Origin of the sequence: Methylobacterium sp. E-065, assembly GCF_022829605.1 — a bacterium.
Classification (GTDB): domain Bacteria; phylum Pseudomonadota; class Alphaproteobacteria; order Rhizobiales; family Beijerinckiaceae; genus Methylobacterium.
In genome coordinates, this window is the sequence record NZ_JAKSYD010000054.1 from 88,743 (window position 1) to 107,434 (window position 18,692).

The 18,692-nt window shown below is 69.6% G+C and carries 16 protein-coding genes; 9 read left to right on the forward strand and 7 right to left on the reverse strand.

Going from position 1 to position 18,692, the window contains the following annotated elements; translation table 11 throughout:
• The first annotated feature begins 237 nt into the window (after window positions 1-237).
• Together MKK84_RS05080 and MKK84_RS05085 are read left to right on the forward strand one after the other, a co-directional pair.
• Window positions 238-1,128, forward strand: a complete 891-nt coding sequence (locus MKK84_RS05080) for a LysR family transcriptional regulator (protein ID WP_243917114.1) — start codon at window positions 238-240, stop codon at window positions 1,126-1,128.
• A gap of 41 nt (window positions 1,129-1,169) precedes the next feature.
• Complete coding sequence (locus MKK84_RS05085; protein ID WP_243917116.1) at window positions 1,170-1,436, forward strand: YARHG domain-containing protein; 267 nt, start codon at window positions 1,170-1,172, stop codon at window positions 1,434-1,436.
• A gap of 28 nt (window positions 1,437-1,464) precedes the next feature.
• Here the strand turns inward: MKK84_RS05085 and msrP are convergent, their stop codons facing one another.
• From msrP to MKK84_RS05105, 4 genes are all read right to left on the reverse strand, one after another.
• Window positions 1,465-2,418, reverse strand: coding sequence for a protein-methionine-sulfoxide reductase catalytic subunit MsrP (msrP, locus tag MKK84_RS05090; RefSeq protein WP_243917117.1), 954 nt, complete (start codon window positions 2,416-2,418; stop codon window positions 1,465-1,467).
• A gap of 128 nt (window positions 2,419-2,546) precedes the next feature.
• Window positions 2,547-4,304, reverse strand: a complete 1,758-nt coding sequence (locus MKK84_RS05095) for an AMP-binding protein (protein ID WP_409566442.1) — start codon at window positions 4,302-4,304, stop codon at window positions 2,547-2,549.
• 99 nt (window positions 4,305-4,403) lie between these two features.
• Window positions 4,404-5,135, reverse strand: coding sequence for a hypothetical protein (locus MKK84_RS05100; protein WP_243917119.1), 732 nt, complete (start codon window positions 5,133-5,135; stop codon window positions 4,404-4,406).
• Window positions 5,136-5,169: 34 nt separating this feature from the next.
• Window positions 5,170-6,681 carry a leucyl aminopeptidase gene (locus MKK84_RS05105; RefSeq protein WP_243917126.1) on the reverse strand — a complete coding sequence of 504 codons (1,512 nt, stop codon included), beginning with the start codon at window positions 6,679-6,681 and terminating at the stop codon, window positions 5,170-5,172.
• A gap of 211 nt (window positions 6,682-6,892) precedes the next feature.
• Between MKK84_RS05105 and lptF the strand changes: the two genes are divergently transcribed.
• The 5 genes from lptF (at window position 6,893) to rsmA (ending at window position 13,854) form a co-directional block, all read left to right on the forward strand.
• Window positions 6,893-8,053, forward strand: coding sequence for an LPS export ABC transporter permease LptF (gene lptF / locus MKK84_RS05110; protein ID WP_243917129.1), 1,161 nt, complete (start codon window positions 6,893-6,895; stop codon window positions 8,051-8,053).
• A gap of 7 nt (window positions 8,054-8,060) precedes the next feature.
• Window positions 8,061-9,149, forward strand: coding sequence for an LPS export ABC transporter permease LptG (gene lptG, locus MKK84_RS05115; RefSeq protein WP_243917131.1), 1,089 nt, complete (start codon window positions 8,061-8,063; stop codon window positions 9,147-9,149).
• Window positions 9,150-9,226: 77 nt separating this feature from the next.
• Complete coding sequence (locus MKK84_RS05120; protein ID WP_243917133.1) at window positions 9,227-11,806, forward strand: LPS-assembly protein LptD; 2,580 nt, start codon at window positions 9,227-9,229, stop codon at window positions 11,804-11,806.
• 60 nt (window positions 11,807-11,866) lie between these two features.
• Window positions 11,867-12,979: a 4-hydroxythreonine-4-phosphate dehydrogenase PdxA gene (gene pdxA / locus MKK84_RS05125; RefSeq protein ID WP_243917135.1), complete on the forward strand. Its 1,113-nt coding sequence runs from the start codon at window positions 11,867-11,869 to the stop codon at window positions 12,977-12,979.
• Window positions 12,976-13,854 carry a 16S rRNA (adenine(1518)-N(6)/adenine(1519)-N(6))-dimethyltransferase RsmA gene (gene rsmA, locus MKK84_RS05130; RefSeq protein WP_243917137.1) on the forward strand — a complete coding sequence of 293 codons (879 nt, stop codon included), beginning with the start codon at window positions 12,976-12,978 and terminating at the stop codon, window positions 13,852-13,854. The genes pdxA and rsmA overlap by 4 nt, the downstream gene beginning before the upstream one ends.
• Before the next feature lie 37 nt (window positions 13,855-13,891).
• Here rsmA and MKK84_RS05135 read toward each other — a convergent pair whose 3' ends face one another.
• From MKK84_RS05135 to MKK84_RS05145, 3 genes are all read right to left on the reverse strand, one after another.
• On the reverse strand, window positions 13,892-14,860 hold the full coding sequence (locus MKK84_RS05135) for a TIM44-like domain-containing protein (RefSeq protein ID WP_243917139.1): 969 nt from the start codon (window positions 14,858-14,860) through the stop codon (window positions 13,892-13,894).
• Window positions 14,861-15,005: 145 nt separating this feature from the next.
• Window positions 15,006-16,109 (reverse strand): two-component system sensor histidine kinase NtrB, encoded by a 1,104-nt coding sequence (locus MKK84_RS05140; protein ID WP_243917140.1) that lies wholly within the window; start codon window positions 16,107-16,109, stop codon window positions 15,006-15,008.
• A 115-nt stretch (window positions 16,110-16,224) separates the two neighbouring features.
• On the reverse strand, window positions 16,225-16,857 hold the full coding sequence (locus tag MKK84_RS05145; RefSeq protein WP_243917142.1) for a helix-turn-helix transcriptional regulator: 633 nt from the start codon (window positions 16,855-16,857) through the stop codon (window positions 16,225-16,227).
• A gap of 313 nt (window positions 16,858-17,170) precedes the next feature.
• Here MKK84_RS05145 and MKK84_RS05150 point away from each other — a divergent pair, with 313 nt between their 5' ends.
• Both MKK84_RS05150 and MKK84_RS05155 read left to right on the forward strand, forming a co-directional pair.
• Window positions 17,171-17,521 carry a DUF952 domain-containing protein gene (locus MKK84_RS05150; protein WP_243917144.1) on the forward strand — a complete coding sequence of 117 codons (351 nt, stop codon included), beginning with the start codon at window positions 17,171-17,173 and terminating at the stop codon, window positions 17,519-17,521.
• Complete coding sequence (locus tag MKK84_RS05155) at window positions 17,518-18,594, forward strand: quinone-dependent dihydroorotate dehydrogenase (protein WP_243917146.1); 1,077 nt, start codon at window positions 17,518-17,520, stop codon at window positions 18,592-18,594. The genes MKK84_RS05150 and MKK84_RS05155 overlap by 4 nt, the downstream gene beginning before the upstream one ends.
• Window positions 18,595-18,692 lie beyond the last annotated feature (98 nt).

Here is an 18,692-nt window from a genome sequence, read left to right on the forward strand (position 1 = left end):
TGCTGCGGAAGCGCGGTCTTGCACGAGATTCCTGATCCATGCGCTTGCGCTCGACCATGCGCCGTGCGCATAGGAGTATCGACTGCGCCGGGATGCATCTCACGCATACCCGCGCGACGCCGCGCGTGTTTCTCAATCGTCGGCGCCGCGCAGCTCGCCCGGTGATCCGCCCGCTACGCCACGTGTCCGCCGCGTTCGGGCACCGAGAGCGGGCTTGCGCTGGTAGGGATTCTCGCCTTGGACTGGGACAAGATCCGGATCTTCCTGAACGTCGCCGAGGCGGGCAGCTTCACCAAGGCGGGTGACGATATCGGGCTCAGCCAGTCAGCAGTCAGCCGTCAGATCAGTGCCCTGGAGCGCGAGCTGAAGGCACCGCTGTTCCATCGCCACGCACGGGGCCTCCTCCTCACCGAGCAGGGCGACCTGCTGTTCCGGGCTGCCCGGGACATGAAGCTGCGGCTGGAGAATACCCGAGCCCGTCTCGTCGAGACCGCCGAGCGGCCGACCGGTGATCTCAAGGTGACCACGACGGTGGGCCTCGGCACCTCCTGGTTGTCCCAGCGGGTCGGTGAATTCCTTGATCTCTACCCGGACGTGCGGATCGAACTGATCCTCACCAACGAGGAGTTGGATCTCGCAATGCGCGAGGCCGACGTGGCGATTCGCATGCGCCGCCCGGCCCAGCCCGACCTGATCCAGCGGCGCTTATTCACCGTCCACTACCACGCCTTCGCGAGCCAGGATTACGTCAAGCGCTTCGGCGAGCCCAAATCGGTCGACGATCTCGACGACCATCGCCTCGTCTCGTTCGGCGGCAACGAGCCGTCCTACCTGCTCGCCGCCCATTGGCTGGCCGATGCCGGACGGGAAGGCCGCGAGAGGCGCCAGGTCCATCTGACGGTGAACAATATCGGCGCGCTGCAACGCGCGATGGAGGCCGGCGCGGGCATCGGAATCCTGCCCGACTACGCGGTGGATGGCGACCAGCAGCTCGTGCAGGTCCTGCGCGAGACCGAGATGCCGAGCCTGGAGAGCTACCTCGTTTACGCCGAGGAGATGCGGTCGGTCGCCCGGGTCCAGGCATTCCGCGACTTCCTCGTATCGAAGGCGCAGCGCTGGACCTATTGAGGTCGGACGGCTATTGCCTCCCGCGAGACGGGAGGCAATCGATGCGCAACGTGTTGTTGGCTGCGATCCCGGTAGTCCTGTGCCTGACCACGAGCGTGCGGGCGGATGACTGCCAAGAAGCTTGGTATCAGCGCAACCTGATCTACAAGCAGGCAGGCTATTGCTTCCGCACGGAGCGGACGATCCGGACCTTCGGCAATGCCGATTGCCGCTACGACGCGATGCGGGACGTGCGTCTGTCGCGCTCGGAGCAGCAGACGGTCGCCCAGCTGCAGGCCTTCGAGCGCGCCAACGCCTGTCCGCCCTGAGGCGGGAGTGCGGACGAAGCGGAAGGGGTCAGACGAACAGCCGCTCGCCCTCCAGACCCTTGTAGAGCCCAGCGACCTGCTCGCCGTAGCCGTTATAGATCAGTGTCGGCACGCGCTGGTCGGTGCCGAGTACGCGCTCGGTCGCCTGGCTCCAGCGCGGATGCGGCACGGCCGGGTTCACGTTGGCCCAGAAACCGTACTCGGACGCCTGCAGACCCTCCCAAAAGGTCTTCGGCCGATCGGCCGTGAACGACACCTTCACGATCGATTTCGCCGATTTGAAGCCGTACTTCCACGGCACCGCGATGCGGATCGGCGCGCCGAACTGGTTGGGCAGCGGCTTGCCGTAGACGCCCGTCACCACGAAGGCGAGGTCGTTCCCAGCCTCGGCCAGCGTCAGGCCTTCGGTGTAAGGCCAGGGGTAGTAGAAGGCGCGCTGGCCCGGGGCCATCGCCTTGTCCATGAAGGTCTCGAAGCGGATGTACTTCGCCCCCGACGTCGGCTTGGCCAGCGCCACCAGCTTCGCGAGCGGGAAGCCGGTCCACGGCACCGCCATCGACCACGCCTCGACGCAGCGGTGGCGGTACAGCCGCTCCTCCAGGCCGACCTTCCGGATGAGATCGTCCACGCCGATCTCGAACGGCTTCTCGACCAGCCCGTCGATCTTCAGAATCCAGGGCTGGGTCTTGAGCGCGTTCGCGGCCGGCAGCACGGTCTTGGACGTGCCGAACTCGTAGAAGTTGTTGTAGTCGCCGCTGAACCGTTCGGACGTCACCGGCCGGTCGAGGGTGTAGGCAGGGTTCTGCGGCGCCGGATAGAGCGACGGGTCGCCCGCGGCCGCCAGGGCGGTTCGGCCACCGAGGAGTGAGCCGGCGGCGAGCCCGGCCGCACCGCCGATCAGCGCGCGCCGATTGAGGAACAGGGATTCCGGGGTGACGAGATGCTCCGGGATCTCCCAGCCGCGTTTGCGCTTGATCAACATCGCCGCCTCTTCGCGTTTCGCGCGCCTACAACTCACAGATCGGCCCAGGCCGACAGGGCTGCAAGCGCCGCAGCCTCACCTTTCGGCGAGCGCGGCCGGGCGGTTACGCGTCAGGGCGTCGCGGGTCGTCATCCGGCCCCCGGCGTCTCGTCCCGCAGCACCCGCCGCAGCACCTTGCCGACGTTGGTCTTGGGCAGGGCCTCGTGGAGTACGATCTGGCGCGGGACCTTGTAGCCGGTGAGCTGCGTGCGTGCATGGGCCCGGATCGCATCGGGCGCGAGGGACGGATCCTTCAGCACCACGTGGGCCACCACCATCTCACCGGTCTCCGCATTCGGCTTGCCGACCACCGCGCATTCGAGCACGCCGGGATGGGCCGCGAGCACCTCTTCCACCTCGTTCGGATAGACGTTGAAGCCGGAGACGAGGATCATATCCTTCATCCGGTCGACGATCTTGAACTGGCCGTCCGGCAACATGATCGCGACGTCGCCGGTGCGGAAGAAACCGTCCGCCGTCATGGCACGGGCCGTCTCGTCCGCCCGGTTCCAGTAGCCGCACATCACCTGGGGGCCGCGCACGCAGATCTCCCCCGGCTGTCCGGGCGGGACCGGCTCGCCGGCCGCGTCGCGGATCGAGACTTCGGTGGAGGGCAGCGGGAAGCCGATCGTACCGGAAAATTCGCGCATCCCCCGCGGGTTGACGCAGACGACCGGAGACGTTTCCGACAGGCCGTAGCCCTCGATGATCGTGTTGCCGGTGAGCGCCTTCCAACGCTCGGCCACGGCACGCTGGACCGCCGTTCCGCCGCCGACCACGAAATCGAGGTGCGAGAAGTCCACCGTGCCGATTTTCGGGTGGTTGATCAGCACGTTGAACAGCGTGTTGACGCCCATCAGACAGGTGAAGCGATAGCGGCTCAGCGTCTTGACCATCCCGTCGCAGTCGCGCGGGTTGGGGATCAGCAGGCACGATCCGCCGCTGCGCATGAACTGGAAGAAGCACGCGGTCAGCGCGAAGATGTGGTAGAGCGGCAGCGCCGTGACGGCACAGCGCTCGATGGTCGGATCTTTCGAGTCGAACCAGAGCTGCGACTGCTCGACATTCGCCATGATGTTGCGGTGGCTCAGCATCGCCGCCTTGGCGATGCCCGTGGTGCCACCCGTGTATTGCAGGAACGCCAGGTCCTCCGGGCCGACCTTGGCCGTGGCCCGGGGCAGCGCGCGGCCCTGGCGGAGCAGTGCGGCGAAGGGCAGTGCGAGCCCCTCCGGCAGCCGGAACGGCGGCACCGCCTTGCGCACGTGCCGGCTGGCGAGGTTGATCACGCGGCCCTTCAGGCCGAGTCCATCCCCGGGTCCGACCAGGACGACGCGTTTCAGTGTGAGATCCGGCAGGGCGGACGCGACCGTGGCGCCGAAATTCTCCAGGACGATCAGGATCCGCGCGCCGGAATCGTTGAGCTGCTGCGTGAGTTCCCGGGGCGTGTAGAGGGGATTGGTGTTCACGACCGTCCCGCCCGCCAGCAGGACGCCGAAGATCGCCACCGCGTAGGCCGGCACGTTCGGCAGCATGATGGCGACGCGGTCGCCCTTGGCCAAGCCTTCCGCCTGAAGCCACGCGGCGAGGTCGCGCGCCTGCTGGCTCAGCGTGGCGTAGGTCATGGCCGAGCCGAAGCACAGCATCGCCGGGCGGTCCGAGAAGGTCGCCGCGCTGGTCTCGAACAGGTCGACCAGGGTGCCGAGTCGCGCCAGATCGATCTCGGCCGGTACGCTCGGGGGATACGACGCCAGCCAGGGCCGCGCCGCTTCGTCGCCGGCCGGTGAGTGCGGCATCATTCTGGACGGCAGCGCCTGCGCGCCGTGATCGATCACGTTCGCCTCATGCATCGTGAAGCCTCCCCCGGGCCCGGCTCTCGACGGCCGAGTCCCTCAACGCGGAACGGGCTGACTCTGCGGGAACGGCGCGCGCCTCGCAAGGCGGTGCGCTCAGGAGGCCGGACGAAGCCGTCGCAGTGTCGTCAACGCAGCGTGCGGCAAGGCGGCGACGGCCAGAAGCAGGGCCGCCAAGCCAACTTCGTCGATGCGCAGCGCCCTGAGCGGCCAGGGGCCGAGGCCGAGCGTGCTGGACAGACCGATCACGGCCGCGCCGAACCAGAGCGCCAGGAAGGCGAGTGCCCCCGCGCCGAACCGCCTGAGTCGCGGTCGCAGCGGGCGACTCGCCACGATGGCGAACAAGCCGAGAATGCCGCCGAACAGGGCCGCCGCCACGCCGGCTCCGAGCGCGTAGGCCAGCCACAGGGGCTGGTGGGTCAGGAATGCCATCCCGCCGGTGGCGAAGCCGGCGCGCAGGATCACGCCGCCGAAGGTCGGATAGAGCCCCGCCAGCAGCAGGACCGCCGCGCCCAAGAGGCCGAACGCAATGCGCCGCGGGATCGAGGCTGGCCCGGGCCCTGCGGCCACGCGGGCGAGATGGGCGAGCCCGTAGACGAGGGCGAAGACGAAGAGCGGGTAGCGCCCGGCGAAATACCCGAACACCCAGGGTTCGACCGCCTCCGGCATCGCCGAGCGTTGGCTGAGACCGGTCGCCGCGACGAGGACCAGGGCGAGCAGCATGGCCAGGATCGGCCCGAGGGCCGCCAGCCACCGCGTGCCGGTACGTCGCCCGGCAGCCGGAGCCACGCCGGCCGGATCAATCGCTGTCGGCGGCGCAGGCCTCATGCTCGGCTCCACGCCGCCGATCTGCGCCTCAAGCCTACTTCGCCTCGTAATGGTCCCGCACCAGCCGGTCGAGCAGGCGCACGCCCCAGCCGGCACCCCAGCTGCGGTTGATCTCGCTGGCATTGGACGACATCGCCACGCCCGCGATGTCGAGATGCGCCCACGGCACCTCCTCGACGTAGCGCTTGATGAACGAGGCCGCCGTCGCCGCGCCGCCGTGACGACCACCGGTGTTCTTCATGTCGGCGAACTTGGAGTCGATCGCCTTGTCGTAGGCGGGGATCAGCGGCATCCGCCAGACCTTCTCGCCCGTGGCCTCGCCCGCCGCATGAATGTTGCCCGCCAGCGTGTCGTCGTTCGAGAACATTCCGGCGATGTCCTGGCCCAGAGCCACGATGATCGCCCCGGTCAGCGTCGCGAGGTCCACCATCGCCTTCGGCTTGTAGCTGCGGACCACGTGGGTGATCACGTCGGCGAGCACGAGCCGGCCCTCGGCATCGGTGTTGATGACCTCGATGGTCTGGCCGGACATGGAGGTGATGATGTCGGACGGGCGGTAGGCGCCGCCATCCGGCATGTTCTCGACGATGCCGATGGCGCCGATCACATTGGCTCGCGCCTTCCGCGACGCGAGGGCGTGGAGCGCCCCGACCACCGCGGCCGCGCCGCCCATGTCGCCCTTCATGTCCTCCATGCCGCCGCCCGGCTTGATCGAGATGCCGCCGGAATCGAAGATCACGCCCTTGCCGATCAGGGCTACGGGTGCCTCGCCGGCGGCGCCGCCGTTCCAGCGCATGATCACGATCCGCGGCTCACGGACGGAGCCCTGCGCCACCGCGAGCAGCGCGCCCATGCCGAGCTCGCGCATCCGGGCGGGCTCCAGCACCTCGATCTCGACGCCGAGCTTGTCGAGTTCCGAGGCGCGCTTGGCGAACTCCTCGGGGAAGAGCACGTTCGGCGGCTCGTTCACGAGGTTGCGTGCCAGGATCACGCTGTCGGCGAGCGTCCGGGCGCCCTCCCCCTCGCCGGAGGCCGTGGCATGGTCGGAGAGCAGCAGGGTCAACGACGTCCCGGCCTTGTCCTCGGCATCGGGCTTCTTCTTGGTCTTGTAGCGGTCGAAGGTGTAGCTGCGCAGGCGCGCACCCAGGGCGAACTCGCCGGCCTCGCGGGCCGACACCGTCGCGCCCGGCCAGTCGAGCACCACGCGGGCGGTGCGGCCCGAGACCTTGCCGGCCGTGAAGCCGCCGAGCGCCGGCCAGTCGGTCTTGGCGCGGTCCTTGTCGGAGCCGAGTCCCACGACCACGAGGCGATCCGCCGAGACGCCCGCGGGCGCCGGCAGGCTCATCGCGCTGAGCGAGCGGCCCTTGAACTTTTCCGAGGCGGCCGCGCGGGTGACGAGATCGGCGCCGGACGCACCGATGATCTCCCGGGCCGCTGATCCGAGGGCCAAGTCTTCGCCGACGAAAACGACGAGATCGCCGGATCCACCCGGGCCCGGCCCGCTCGACTCCAGGGGACCGAAACCGATCTCGATACCGTCCGCCATACCCGCCGCCATCCCTGCCGCTACTCGTGCCGCCCCTTGGCCCGCTTGTCCGGAGCCGCACCCCGAGGCCGCGCGGTGCCCGCACAGGCCATCCGCCCTGTGTAGCCGCTGAGACGAAGAACGCAACGCGGCGCGAAAGCCCTCGAATCGCCCCTTTTGTCGGGTCATCCCGCGGTGAGGGTGCGAAGGAACGAGCGGAACTGCCGGGCCGATGAGGCAGATCGAGCGCTACATCTTCCGGATCGCCCTGGGCGCCACCTTGGCCTGCCTGATCGGGCTGACCGGCACCATCTGGCTGACGCAGGCCCTGCGCGAGCTCGACCTCGTGACCGCGAAGGGGCAGACGCTGCTCGTCTTCCTGTTCGTCACGGGATTGTCACTGCCGACGCTGATCGTCGTGATCGCCCCGGTGGCCCTGTTCATCGGCACGATCTACGCCCTCAACAAGCTCAACGGCGATTCCGAGCTGATCGTGATGTCGGCGGCCGGCATGCCGCCCCGGGCGCTCCTGCGCCCGTTCCGCAGGCTCGCGGTGATCGTCAGCTTCGTGATCGGGTTCCTGGTGGTCGTCGTGATGCCGGCGAGCTTCCAGGAGCTGCGCGACGTCATCACCCGGGTGCGCGGCGACTTCATCGCCAACGTCGTCAAGGAGGGGCAGTTCACCCAGCTCGACAACGGCATCACCTTCCATTTCCGCGAGCGCGGACCCGGGGGCACCCTCAAGGGCCTGTTCATTCAGGACCGCCGCGAGGCCGGCAAGACCAAGGTCTACCTCGCCGACCGGGGCAACGCCGTCGATATCGACGGGCAGAGCTACCTGATCCTGGAGAATGGCAGCGTCCATCAGCAACAGACGGACTCGCGCGATTCCTCGATCCTGACCTTCGAGCGCTACACGATCGACCTCGCGGCCTTCGCGCCCCCGGATGCCGACACGATCTACAAGCCGCGCGAGCGCTCGACCACGCAGCTCCTGTTCCCCGATGCGAGCGAGGGCTACTACAAGCTGCAGAAGGGCCGCTTCCGGGCCGAGCTGCACGACCGGCTCTCCGCCTGCCTGTACCCGCTGGCATTCGCCTTCATCGCGTTCGCGGCGCTCGGCGACCCCCGCACCACCCGGCAGGGGCGCGGGCTCGCCATCGCGGGGGCGATCCTCGCGGTGGTGGGGTTGCGCATCGCGGGCTTCGCGGCGGTCAGTGCTGCGGCGCGCAGCCAGGCGGCGGTGGCGGCGGTCTACGGCGTGCCGCTGCTCGCCATCGGCCTGTCCTGTCTCGTGATCTTCTTCGGGCCCCGGGTGCGGGCGTTCAACGCTGCGATGGCGCGAGGGCTGCGGGATCTGCTGCCCGGCCGCCGTCTCGCGCCGGCGACCTGACCCGGCCATGTTCATCGGCCCAACTCTGGGGCGCTACTTCGCCGCCCGCTTCGCTCGTACGGTGCTCGGCGTCTTCGTCACCGTTTTCGCGCTGGTCTACACCCTCGATTTCGTGGAGCTGTTGCGCCGCGCCGGCGAGACCCAGGGCGCCTCCACCGGGCTGATGGCGCAGCTCTCCCTCTACCGGACCCCCGCGGTGGCCGAGGGCGTGCTGCCCTTCGCGGTCCTGTTCGGCTCGATGGCGGCCCTGCTCCAACTCTCGCGCAAGCTGGAGCTGGTGGTGGCCCGGGCGGCCGGCATCTCGGCGTGGCAGTTCCTGCAGCCCGGGATCTTCGTGGCGCTGGCCCTGGGTGCGGCGGCGGTCGGGATCTACAACCCGGTCTCGGCGATGCTGAAGCAGCGCTCCACCGAGATCGAGGCGAAGATCTTCGCCAAGGCCACGAAGGCGAGTTCCGGCAAGGATCTCTGGATCCGCCAGAGGGGCGTCGACGGCGAGGCGATCCTGCGCGCCGAGACCGCGATCGAGGGCACCACGATCCTGTCGGGCGTTTCGGTCTTCGCGTTCGACGCGTCGGGCAAGTTCGTGGACCAGCTGGTGGCCGCCCACGCCACGCTCCACGACGGCTATTGGGAGCTGACCGATGTGCGCGTTCTCACACCGGACGCGCCGCCTGAGTCGTTCGACACCTACCTGATCGCCTCGAATCTCGACCCCGGGCAGGTCCGGCAGCGCTTCACACCCCCGGAATCTGTGCCTTTCTGGCAACTCCCCACAACGATCGCACGGACCGAGCGGGCCGGTTTGGATGCCACCCGATACCGCCTCCAGTACGATGTCCTGTGGGCAAGACCCATCCTCTTCGTTGCGATGGTGATCGTCGCTGCAACCGTTTCCTTACGGTTCTTCCGCTTTGGTGGTGTTGGCAAACTCGTCCTCGGAGGCGTCGCGGCCGGCTTCGCCCTCTACGTGATCCGACAGGTCATGGAGGGGCTCGGAGCGTCCGGTCTCGTCGCCGCACCGGTGGCGGCCTGGTTCCCCGCCGTGGTAGGCAGTCTTCTCGGTACGCTCACGCTTCTGTACCAGGAAGACGGCTGACGCTCGCGGTCACGCGTGGGCAGGGAGACCGGTGGTGGGGTTGGTGGCGGTTGACGTCACAGGGGTTGGGACACGCGTTGCGTAAGGTCGCCGACATCCTGCGGAAGGCGGGTCTCCTGTTCATGCTGGCGCTCGCCGCGCCGCTGGCGGGTGGCCTGTCGGCGCACGCGCAAGGCCTGCCGGAGCTCAGGACCGGCAAGCCCGGCGACAAGCTGTTGGTCGAGGCCGACGAGCTGATCTACGACAACGACCACAGCACGGTGACCGCGCGCGGCAATGCCGAGCTGCATTACGGGCCCCGGACCCTGCAGGCCAACCGGGTGCGCTACGACCGGAACACCGGCCGGGTCTTCGCCGAGGGCAACGTCCGCCTCACCGAAGCCGATGGCGGCGTGGTGACCGGCGAGCGCATGGAACTCACCGACGACTTCAAGACCGGCTTCGTCGATGCCTTCCGCGGCCAGCAGACGGTGCAGCGCAAGTTCGAGACCGTGCGCACCCGCTTCTCTGCGCCCCGGGCCGAGCGCCTGAACGGCGAGCAGACGAGCTTCGAGTCCGGCAGCTACACCGCCTGCGAGCCCTGCAAGGACCATCCCGAGACGCCGCCGCTCTGGCAGATCAAGGCGAAGAAGATCATCCACGACAACGAGACCCACACGGTCTACTTCGACGAATCGACGCTTGAACTCGCCGGCATCCCGGTCGCCTACCTGCCGTATTTCGAGGCGCCGGATCCGACGGTGAAGCGCAAGACCGGCTTCCTGACGCCGCGCTTCGTCAGCACCACGGCGCTCGGCACCGGCGTGTCGATCCCCTACTTCGTGGATCTCGCGCCGAACTACGACCTGACCCTGACGCCGACCGTGCTCAGCCGCCAGGGCCTCCTGGCGCAGGGCGAGTTCCGCCAGCGCGTCGACAACGGCTTCTACAACCTGCGCCTGTCGGGCATCTCGCAGACCACGCCCTCGGCCTTCCTGCCGAGCCCGCTCGGCGCCGGCGAGCGGGACTTCCGCGGCTCGGTCGAGTCCCAGGGCCGGTTCTACATCAACCCGCGCTGGCGCGCCGGCTGGGACCTCGTCGGCGTCACCGACAAGTGGTTCCTCGACAATTACCGGATCCGCAACCAGAACATCACCACGGATTATTTCCGCGAGGCGACCTCGACCGCCTACCTGATCGGCCAGGGCGACCGTTCGTGGTTCGAGGCGCGGGGCTACTACTTCAAGGGCCTGTCGAGCTTCGACTGGCAGAAGCAGCAGCCGATCGTCGCGCCGGTGATCGACTACGACAAGCGCATCAACGGCCCGGCCGAGATCGGCGGCGAGGTGCGCTTCCAGGCGAACATCACCAGCCTCAACCGCGAGACGACGCAGTTCCAGGGCCTGCCGCGGACGTCGAGCTACCTGTTCTCGCCGAGCGTCAACGGCGTGAGCTTCCCGCTCTACCAGACCTGCACGATCTTCCAGCGCGGCACCTGCGCGATCCAGGGGCTCGCCGGCAACAACACCCGCGCCTCCGCGGAGCTGTCCTGGCGGCGCAGCTTCATCGACGACATCGGCCAGAAGTTCACGCCCTTCGCCTATCTGCGCACCGACGCGTTCTTCAACAGCACGGACTTCTCGGGCTACCAGAACAACCTCGTCCCGCAGATCGCCCATGTCGACCAGGGGCTGTCCGGCCGGGTCATGCCGGCGATCGGCCTCGACTACCGCTACCCGTTCGTCGCCAATTTCGGCGCGCTCGGCGTCCACACCCTGGAGCCGATCGGCCAGATCATCGCCCGCCCCTCCGAGACGCGGATCGGCCATCTGCCCAATGAGGACGCGCAGAGCCTCGTCTTCGACGACACCTCGCTGTTCGAGTGGGACAAGTTCTCGGGCTACGACCGGGTCGAGGGTGGTGTGCGCACCAATCTCGGCGGCCAGTACTCGGTGGTGACGCCGTCGGGCTGGTACGCGAACGTGCTGTTCGGCGAGTCGGTCCAGCTCGCGGGCGTGAACTCGTTCCGCCGCGGCGACATCGCCGATGTCGGGCTCGATTCCGGGCTGGAGACGCGGCGGTCGGACTTCGTCGGCCGGTTCCAGGTTTCTCCGAACCAGAACATCACCTTCATCACCCGGGCCCGGTTCAACCAGTCCGACTTCCACGTCTCGCGCCTGGAGACGGGGGCGACGGCCCGGTTCGCGCCATTCCTGCCGCTGACGCTGTCGGCGTTCTACTCGTACTACGAGGCGCAGCCGCTGCTGGGCTACAGCCACTATCGCGAGGGCGTCACCGCCACCGCCACCTACAACATCACGCCGAACTGGTTCATCTCCGGCTCGCTGCTGGTCGACCTCACGCACTACCTCGACGTGCGCAACACCTATCAGGACGCGCTGGCCTCCTATCTGGTCAACCCGATCGGGACCGTGCCGAGCTACCAGAATCCGGGCCGGTTCTACATCTCCGGGGCAAGCTTCGGTGGCGGCTATCAGGACGAGTGCACCACGGTCTCGCTGAACTACATCAACTCGCCGATCGCCACCGCCACGGGCGTGCGCGAGCGCAACCAGACGGTGCTGCTGCGCGTCGAGCTGAAGACGCTGGGCGAGGCGGACCTGCGCCAGAACGTCGGCACCGCGACCACGGCGGACGGCATCGCCTCGGTGCGGTAATCGCCGCCGGACGGCCGCGACGCGGATGCGCCCGCGTCCGGCGGGCGCTATAGACCCTCCATGCCGCCCCTCGCCCTCACCCTCGGAGACCCCGCCGGAATCGGTCCGGAACTGGCGCTCAGCGCTTGGCTCGCGCGCGGCGGTGCCGATCCGCTGCCGCCCTTCTTCCTGGTGGCCGATCCGGCGTTCATCGAGCGCCTCGCGAACCGCCTGAACCGCCTTGTCCCGGTGGCCGAGGTTGATCCCGAGACCGCCGCCGAGGTGTTTCCCAGCGCCCTGCCGGTCGTCCCGCTGCCAAGCGGCGCCCTTGTCGGCGCCGAGCCCGGCGTTCCGGACACCGTCAACGCGGGCGCGACCATCGAGTCGATCACCACCGCCGTAGCCTTCGTGAAGGCCGGCCGCGCCAGCGCCGTTGTCACCAACCCGATCGCCAAGTTCGTGCTGACCCGGACCGGCTTCGCCCATCCCGGCCATACCGAGTTCCTGGCGGCCCTGTCGGTGCCCCCCGGCCGCACGCCGCCGCGGCCGGTGATGATGATCTGGAGCGCGGGGCTGTCGGTGGTCCCGGTGACGATCCACGTGCCGCTCAAGGATGTCCCTCATCTCCTCACGCAGGAACTGGTGGAGGAGACCGCCACCATCGTCGCCCGGGACCTGCAGGAGAAATTCGGCCTGCCCGAGCCGCGCCTCGTGCTCGCCGGCCTCAACCCCCATGCCGGCGAGGCCGGTACGATCGGCCACGAGGATCGCGACGTGCTCGCCCCCGCGGTGGCGCGGCTGCGCGCGGCCGGGATCGACATCCGGGGGCCGCTCCCGGCCGACACCCTGTTCCATGCCCGCGCCCGGGCAGCCTATGACGTCGCCCTCGCGCCGACCCATGACCAGGCCCTGATCCCGGTCAAGACCATCGCGTTCGACGACGGCGTGAACGTCACCCTGGGCTTGCCCTTCGTGCGCACCTCGCCGGACCACGGCACGGCCTTCGACATCGCCGGCCAGGGGATCGCGCGGCCCGACAGCCTCATGGCGGCCCTGCGCCTGGCCGCCCGGCTCGCCGCCAACTCTGCCGATCCCGCCGCAACGCCCAGCGGCGAGGACATTCCGTTCAACGTCTATGCCGGACGGCCGAGACCCGCCGGCGCCCGGCACTTCGACCCCGAGGACGAGCTATGAGCACCGGAGACGGTCTACCCCCGCTCCGCGAGGTCGTCGCGCGGCACGGGCTCGAACCCAAGAAGGCGCTCGGCCAGAACTTTTTGTATGATCTCAATCTGACGGGCCGAATCGCCCGCGCCGCGGGGCCGCTCGAGGGCGTCACGGTGGTCGAGGTCGGCCCCGGGCCGGGCGGGCTGACCCGGGCGCTGCTCGCCGAGGGCGCCGCCCGCGTCGTGGCGATCGAGCGCGACCCCCGCGCGTTGCCGGCGCTGGCCGAGATCGCCGCCCATTATCCCGGACGCCTGGAGGTGGTCGACGCCGATGCCCTCGCGTTCGATCCGCGGCCTTTGATCGGGTCCGGGCCGGCCCGGATCGTCGCCAACCTGCCCTACAATGTCGGCACGGCTCTGCTCACCGGCTGGCTCGACGGTGCGGCGTGGCCGCCCTGGTGGGATCAGGCCGTGCTGATGTTCCAGCGTGAGGTGGCCGAGCGGATCGTCGCCGGGCCGGAACAGCGGGCGGATTACGGGCGCCTCGGCGTGCTGTGCGGCTGGCGGACCGAGGCCGAGATCCTGTTCGACGTCAGCCCCACGGCCTTCGTGCCGCCGCCCAAGGTCACGTCGAGCGTGGTCCGGCTGCTGCCACGACGGGAGCCCCTGCCCTGTCGCGTCGGAGCGCTCGAGGCGGTGACCCGCGCGGCGTTCGGCCAGCGCCGCAAGATGCTGCGCCAAAGCCTGAAGGCCCTGACGCCGGAGGCCGGACGCCTTCTGGAGGCCGCGGGCCTCGCCGAGACCGCGCGGGCCGAGGAGATCCCGGTGTCGGGGTTCGTGGACCTCGCCAACCTGTGGGACGCCCAAAGAAAAACCGGCCCCGCGGAGACGGCGCCGGCTTGAGGGAAACGGCCCCGGCCCACGCCGGGGCGCGGTGCGATCAGCGGGTCTGCTGGATCGCCGACAGCACCCAGCCGCGGCCGGGCTGGCGCTGGAAGGTCCAAAGCTCGGTGGCCTCCGACGAATCGGTGCTCACGATCCGACCGCCGGCCCGCTCCACCATCACGTCCTTGAGGGCGTAGCGCATCGCCACGGTGGCGTAGTCGGTGCGATCCTCCCCCCAAGATTCCGCGAGGTCGCCCTGGAGCAGCTTCACGTCGGTGATCTTGTTCACCACGCCGCGGGCCGCGTTGTTGCGCAGCTCCTCGTCGAAGTAGCTGACCATCTCGGGCGTCGACAGGTTGCCGAGCGTGACGCGATCCTCACGGGAGTAGGCGTCCTGGATGTCGCCAAGCAGGCGCTCGAACGCCTGAAAGTCGTTCGGACCAATCTGCACGGGACGGGTCTGCGGCGGGCGCTGGCCGCCGAACATCCCGGCTCCGGGGGCACCGCCGGCTGCACCACCCATCGGGCCGGTCGGACCCTGCTGGCCGTCGAGGGACGAGCGCGTGTAGGGCGCGCCCGCGCCAGCCGGCTCGTTCCGGCGGCGGAAGAAGCGGAGCGCCAGCATCACCACGACCACGACCAGACCGACCTGGAACAGCAGGCCGATCATCGAGGCGAGGCCGCCGAGGCCACCGAAGAAGCCGCCGCCGAGCAGCGCGCCGATCAGGCCGGCGCCGAGCAGGCCCGCGAAGAAGCCGCCGCCGAACCGGCGACCCTGCGCGGGGGCCTGCATGCCGGGGCTGCCCATCCCGGGGGACGGAGACGTCTGCGAACGCTGCATCGTCATGCCACCGCCGGGTGCGGTCGGCGTGGCAGAGGGCGCGTTGAAGGTGCGCGAGCCGCGCGAGCCCATGGAGCCGCCGCCGCCCGGACGGGCCTCGACGACGGGCGCCGCGACGGTCAACGCTGTGGCCAGCGCCAGGAGGGCGGCCACACGCCGGCGGCGCGAAATCTGAGTCAACATGAACAGGCCCCTGGGGACGAGAACCGAACGGCGCGGAGCGCCAGCAACAATATGGGAACGGCTGAGCGCGGGTTTTAGTCCTGCGCTCGCGACGACGCGGTGACGTCCGCTGTCATCATCGCCAATCCAACAGAGCGCATGCCCTCTAGTGCAGCGTCCGATCCGGTGCTGCCGGGAACGAAAGGCGTACCTCCGTCCCCACGCCGCTCCGGCTGTCGAGGGTGATGGTCCCGTTCTGCCGCTTCATCAGGCCGTGGACGATCGCGAGGCCCGCGCCGCGGCCGGCCTCGCGGCTGGTCTGGAACGGGGCGAGCGCCCGGGCCAGCATCTCGGGCGACATACCTTGCCCGGTATCGGCCACGAGGATGCCGACGCTGCCCTCCCCCGGATGCTGCATCGCCCGGTCGCCGGGGTCGATCCGGAAGGTCGAGAGCGTCAAAGTGCCCCCGGACGGCATCGCCTCGCAGGCATTGGCGACGAGGTGCCGCACGGCGAACTCGATCTGGGTCGGGTTGCTGATCGCCCGCGGCAGGCCGGCGGTGGGCGTGACCGTCAGGCGGATCCCGGTAGGCAGATCGGGCCCGATGCGCGCCGCGAGATCCGCCACGATGGCATCGAGATCGACCGCCCGCACGTCCGGTGCGATGCGGCGGGAATAGGCGAGGAGCTGGCGCGTCAGGATGGCCGCCCGCTCGGTGGCGTCGGCCGAGCGGGAGATCGCCCGCTGGATGAACGGCTCCTGGCGGTCACCGAGCCGGCGCTTCAGGCCGTCGATGTAGCCGATCAGGATCTGGAGGAAGTTGTTGAACTCGTGGGCGACGCTGTTGGTCAGGAGCCCCAGCGCCTCGCGCTGCCGGGACAGGGCGAGCGCACCCTCGGCCTCGCGGCGTGTCGTGATGTCGAGGATCTGGCCGATCCGGAACGGGGTGCCGGGCAGCGGTACCGTGGTCAGACAGGCCCAGAAACTCGTCCCGTCCGCGCGCGCCGCCGAAAATTCCTGCGCGCCGTCGCGGGCGGGATCGGGCGCGGTCGCATGCAGGGCCTGCGTGTGCGGGGCCTTGATGAGGTCGAGCCCCTGCCGGATCAGCGCCTCCGCCGGCTGCGCGGTCAGGCGTTCGAGGGCGGGGTTGGCGTGGCGAACGCGGCCCTGTGCATCGAGCAGCAGGCTCGGCGTCGGCAGGGCGTCGAAGAGCGCGCGTGCCTCGGGCGACAGCGCCTCCGCGTGGGGATCCGTCCCGGGCTGCGCCATGCTGCGTTCGCGCTCAGCGGATGCGGGAGGCCCGCGACGGGCCAGCGATAACGGCGAACGCCGCCGCGGCCAAGCCGTCGGTGACGATCGCGGCCTTCGGTCGGGCCGAAGGTCTCTATTGCCGCACCCACATCACCCGCGCCATCCAGGCGACCTCGCCGAGGTTCAGGACCCGGTCCGCGTGCTCAGGGTTCAGAGAGGCAAGCTCCACGGTCCGGGCCGTGCGCCGCCTCAGTTCCTTGGCCAGCACTTCGCCCCCGTGCAGCCGCACCACGACGCGGTCGCCCTTGCGCACGCTGGCGGTCGGCGAGACGATCAGTACGTCGCCGTCGCGGAACAGGGGCATCATCGAATCGCCCTGGATCTCCAGCGCGAAGGCGCGCTCCTCGCCGAGATCCGGGAACTCGATCTCCTCCCAGCCGGCACCGCCGGTGGGCATGCCCTCATCGGTGAACAGGCGACCGGCGCCGGCCTGGGTCAGACCGATCAGCGGGACCATGGTGCGGGCCGGGATCTCCCGCGCCTCGATCAGCCGCAGGAACTCGTCCAGGCTGGAGCCGGTCGCCGCCAGAACCTTCGAGACTGATTCCGTCGAGGGCCAGCGCTTGCGCCCGTCCGCACCGACGCGCTTGGAGCGGTTGAAGCTCGTCGCATCGAGTCCGGCCCGGCGGGCAAGGCCCGAGGCCGAATAACCGTGCCGTTCGGCGAGCCGGTCGATGGCGTTCCAGATCTGCTCGTGCGACAGCATGGCGGACTCGAAGGCTTCACCGTGAGCGGGCCGGCGCCTCCATCCTGCCAGCTTGAGGCTGACCGTCGTAGGGGCACGGAGACGATATCCCGCCGGGCAGGGCCGGCACCCCGCGGTTACGCACGGAAACATCAGACTTGCCGCGGCCGAGGCCTGACACTCCGGCCCGGACGTTGCTCTATGACGCGCCGCCTAGTCGTAGGAAAGTAGAACTATAGGCGGCAGATTGCAATCGCTCCTCGAATCGCGGGGCGTCTCGGTGTTGCCGCAGGTCGGCGGCACCTCTATCCACGCCACGGTTCGGGGAGCTTCGATGGCGCTCATCTATAAGATCTGTCCGCGTGATCTGTGGCGTGAGGCCGAGGCCGCGGGGCGGTTCGAGGGTGCCCCGATCGACCGCCAGGACGGCTTCATCCACTTCTCCACCGCGGCGCAGGCGGCCGAGACGGCGGCCCGCCACTTCGCCGGGCAGGCCGATCTGCTCCTGGTCGCTGTCGACGCGGAAGCTCTTGGCGACGCCCTGCGTTACGAGCCGTCGCGGGGCGGCGATCTGTTCCCGCATCTCTACGGCCCGCTCCTCCTCGATGCCGTGAAATCGGTAGATGCGCTGCCCCGCGATGCGGAAGGCCGCCACGTCTTCCCGGCCGGGCTCCTGCCGGCATGATCGGCGCCGTCTTTCCGCTCGTCCGGCCGCTGCTCCACCGCCTCGACGCGGAGCGCGCGCACGATCTGACCCTGCGCGCCCTCGCGCTGATGCCGGACGGACGCCGGCCCGACGACGATCCGCGTCTGGCCGTCGAACTCCTCGGTCGCCGGTTTCCCAATCCGGTCGGGCTCGCCGCCGGCTTCGACAAGGGGGCGCGGGTACCGGACGCGCTGCTCGGCCTGGGCTTCGGCTTCGTGGAGGTCGGCGGCGTCGTGCCGCAGCCTCAGCCGGGCAATCCGCAGCCGCGGGTCTTCCGTCTCACCGCCGACCGCGCGGTGATCAACCGCTACGGCCTGAACAGCGAGGGGCTGGCGGTCGTGGCCGCCCGCCTGCGCGCCCGGGCCGGCCGGCCCGGCATCGTCGGCGTCAATATCGGGGCCAACAAGGAGTCGGCCGATCGCCTGGGCGATTACGCGGCGTGCACATCCACCCTGGCGCCGCTGGTCGATTTCGTCACCGTCAACGTATCCTCGCCGAACACGCCGGGCCTGCGCGATCTCCAGGGCGAGGCGTTCCTGGACGATCTGCTCGCCCGCACGGTCGAGGCCCGGGACGCGACCGGCGCATCCGCGGCGATCCTGCTGAAGATCGCCCCCGACATGGCGCCGGACGCCCTTGACGCCGTCTGCGCGACCGCCCGGCGCCGGGGCGTGCAGGCGCTGGTCGTCTCGAACACCACGGTGGCGCGCCCTTCCAGCCTCGTCGAGCAGGGGCTCGCCCGGGAGACCGGCGGGCTCTCGGGCCGGCCCCTGTTCGGGCCGGCGACGCGGATGCTCGCCCAGGCACGGCTGCGCCTCGGCACCGACCTCCCGCTGATCGGCGTCGGCGGCGTCGACTCGGCCGAGGCCGCCTGGACCAAGATCCTGGCCGGCGCGAGCCTCGTGCAGCTCTACTCGGCCCTGGTGTATGACGGGCCGGGTCTCGTCGGGCGCATCAAGGCAGGGTTGCTGGAGCGGATGAACCGGGCGGGCGTGACGCGACTCGACGCGTTGGTTGGCCGCGATGCGGAAGACCTCGCCCGGGCCGCGTAAATACCTTTGACCTTTCCTTAGAAAAACTTTGCACAACGGGCGTTTAGCCTGTGTCCCGTGCATGAGGGGCCTGCGCGCGCACGCCATTGTGAGGGCGG

Bases quoted from the DNA above. Each gene is read 5' to 3' on its own strand.
- MKK84_RS05085 (WP_243917116.1), top strand. From the start codon at position 1,170: ATGCGCAACGTGTTGTTGGCTGCGATCCCGGTAGTCCTGTGCCTGACC.
- msrP (WP_243917117.1), bottom strand. From the start codon at position 2,418: ATGTTGATCAAGCGCAAACGCGGCTGGGAGATCCCGGAGCATCTCGTC.
- MKK84_RS05095 (WP_409566442.1), bottom strand. From the start codon at position 4,304: ATGCATGAGGCGAACGTGATCGATCACGGCGCGCAGGCGCTGCCGTCC.
- MKK84_RS05100 (WP_243917119.1), bottom strand. From the start codon at position 5,135: ATGAGGCCTGCGCCGCCGACAGCGATTGATCCGGCCGGCGTGGCTCCG.
- MKK84_RS05105 (WP_243917126.1), bottom strand. From the start codon at position 6,681: ATGGCGGACGGTATCGAGATCGGTTTCGGTCCCCTGGAGTCGAGCGGG.
- lptF (WP_243917129.1), top strand. From the start codon at position 6,893: ATGAGGCAGATCGAGCGCTACATCTTCCGGATCGCCCTGGGCGCCACC.
- lptG (WP_243917131.1), top strand. From the start codon at position 8,061: ATGTTCATCGGCCCAACTCTGGGGCGCTACTTCGCCGCCCGCTTCGCT.
- pdxA (WP_243917135.1), top strand. From the start codon at position 11,867: ATGCCGCCCCTCGCCCTCACCCTCGGAGACCCCGCCGGAATCGGTCCG.
- rsmA (WP_243917137.1), top strand. From the start codon at position 12,976: ATGAGCACCGGAGACGGTCTACCCCCGCTCCGCGAGGTCGTCGCGCGG.
- MKK84_RS05135 (WP_243917139.1), bottom strand. From the start codon at position 14,860: ATGTTGACTCAGATTTCGCGCCGCCGGCGTGTGGCCGCCCTCCTGGCG.
- MKK84_RS05140 (WP_243917140.1), bottom strand. From the start codon at position 16,109: ATGGCGCAGCCCGGGACGGATCCCCACGCGGAGGCGCTGTCGCCCGAG.
- MKK84_RS05145 (WP_243917142.1), bottom strand. From the start codon at position 16,857: ATGCTGTCGCACGAGCAGATCTGGAACGCCATCGACCGGCTCGCCGAA.
- MKK84_RS05150 (WP_243917144.1), top strand. From the start codon at position 17,171: ATGGCGCTCATCTATAAGATCTGTCCGCGTGATCTGTGGCGTGAGGCC.
- MKK84_RS05155 (WP_243917146.1), top strand. From the start codon at position 17,518: ATGATCGGCGCCGTCTTTCCGCTCGTCCGGCCGCTGCTCCACCGCCTC.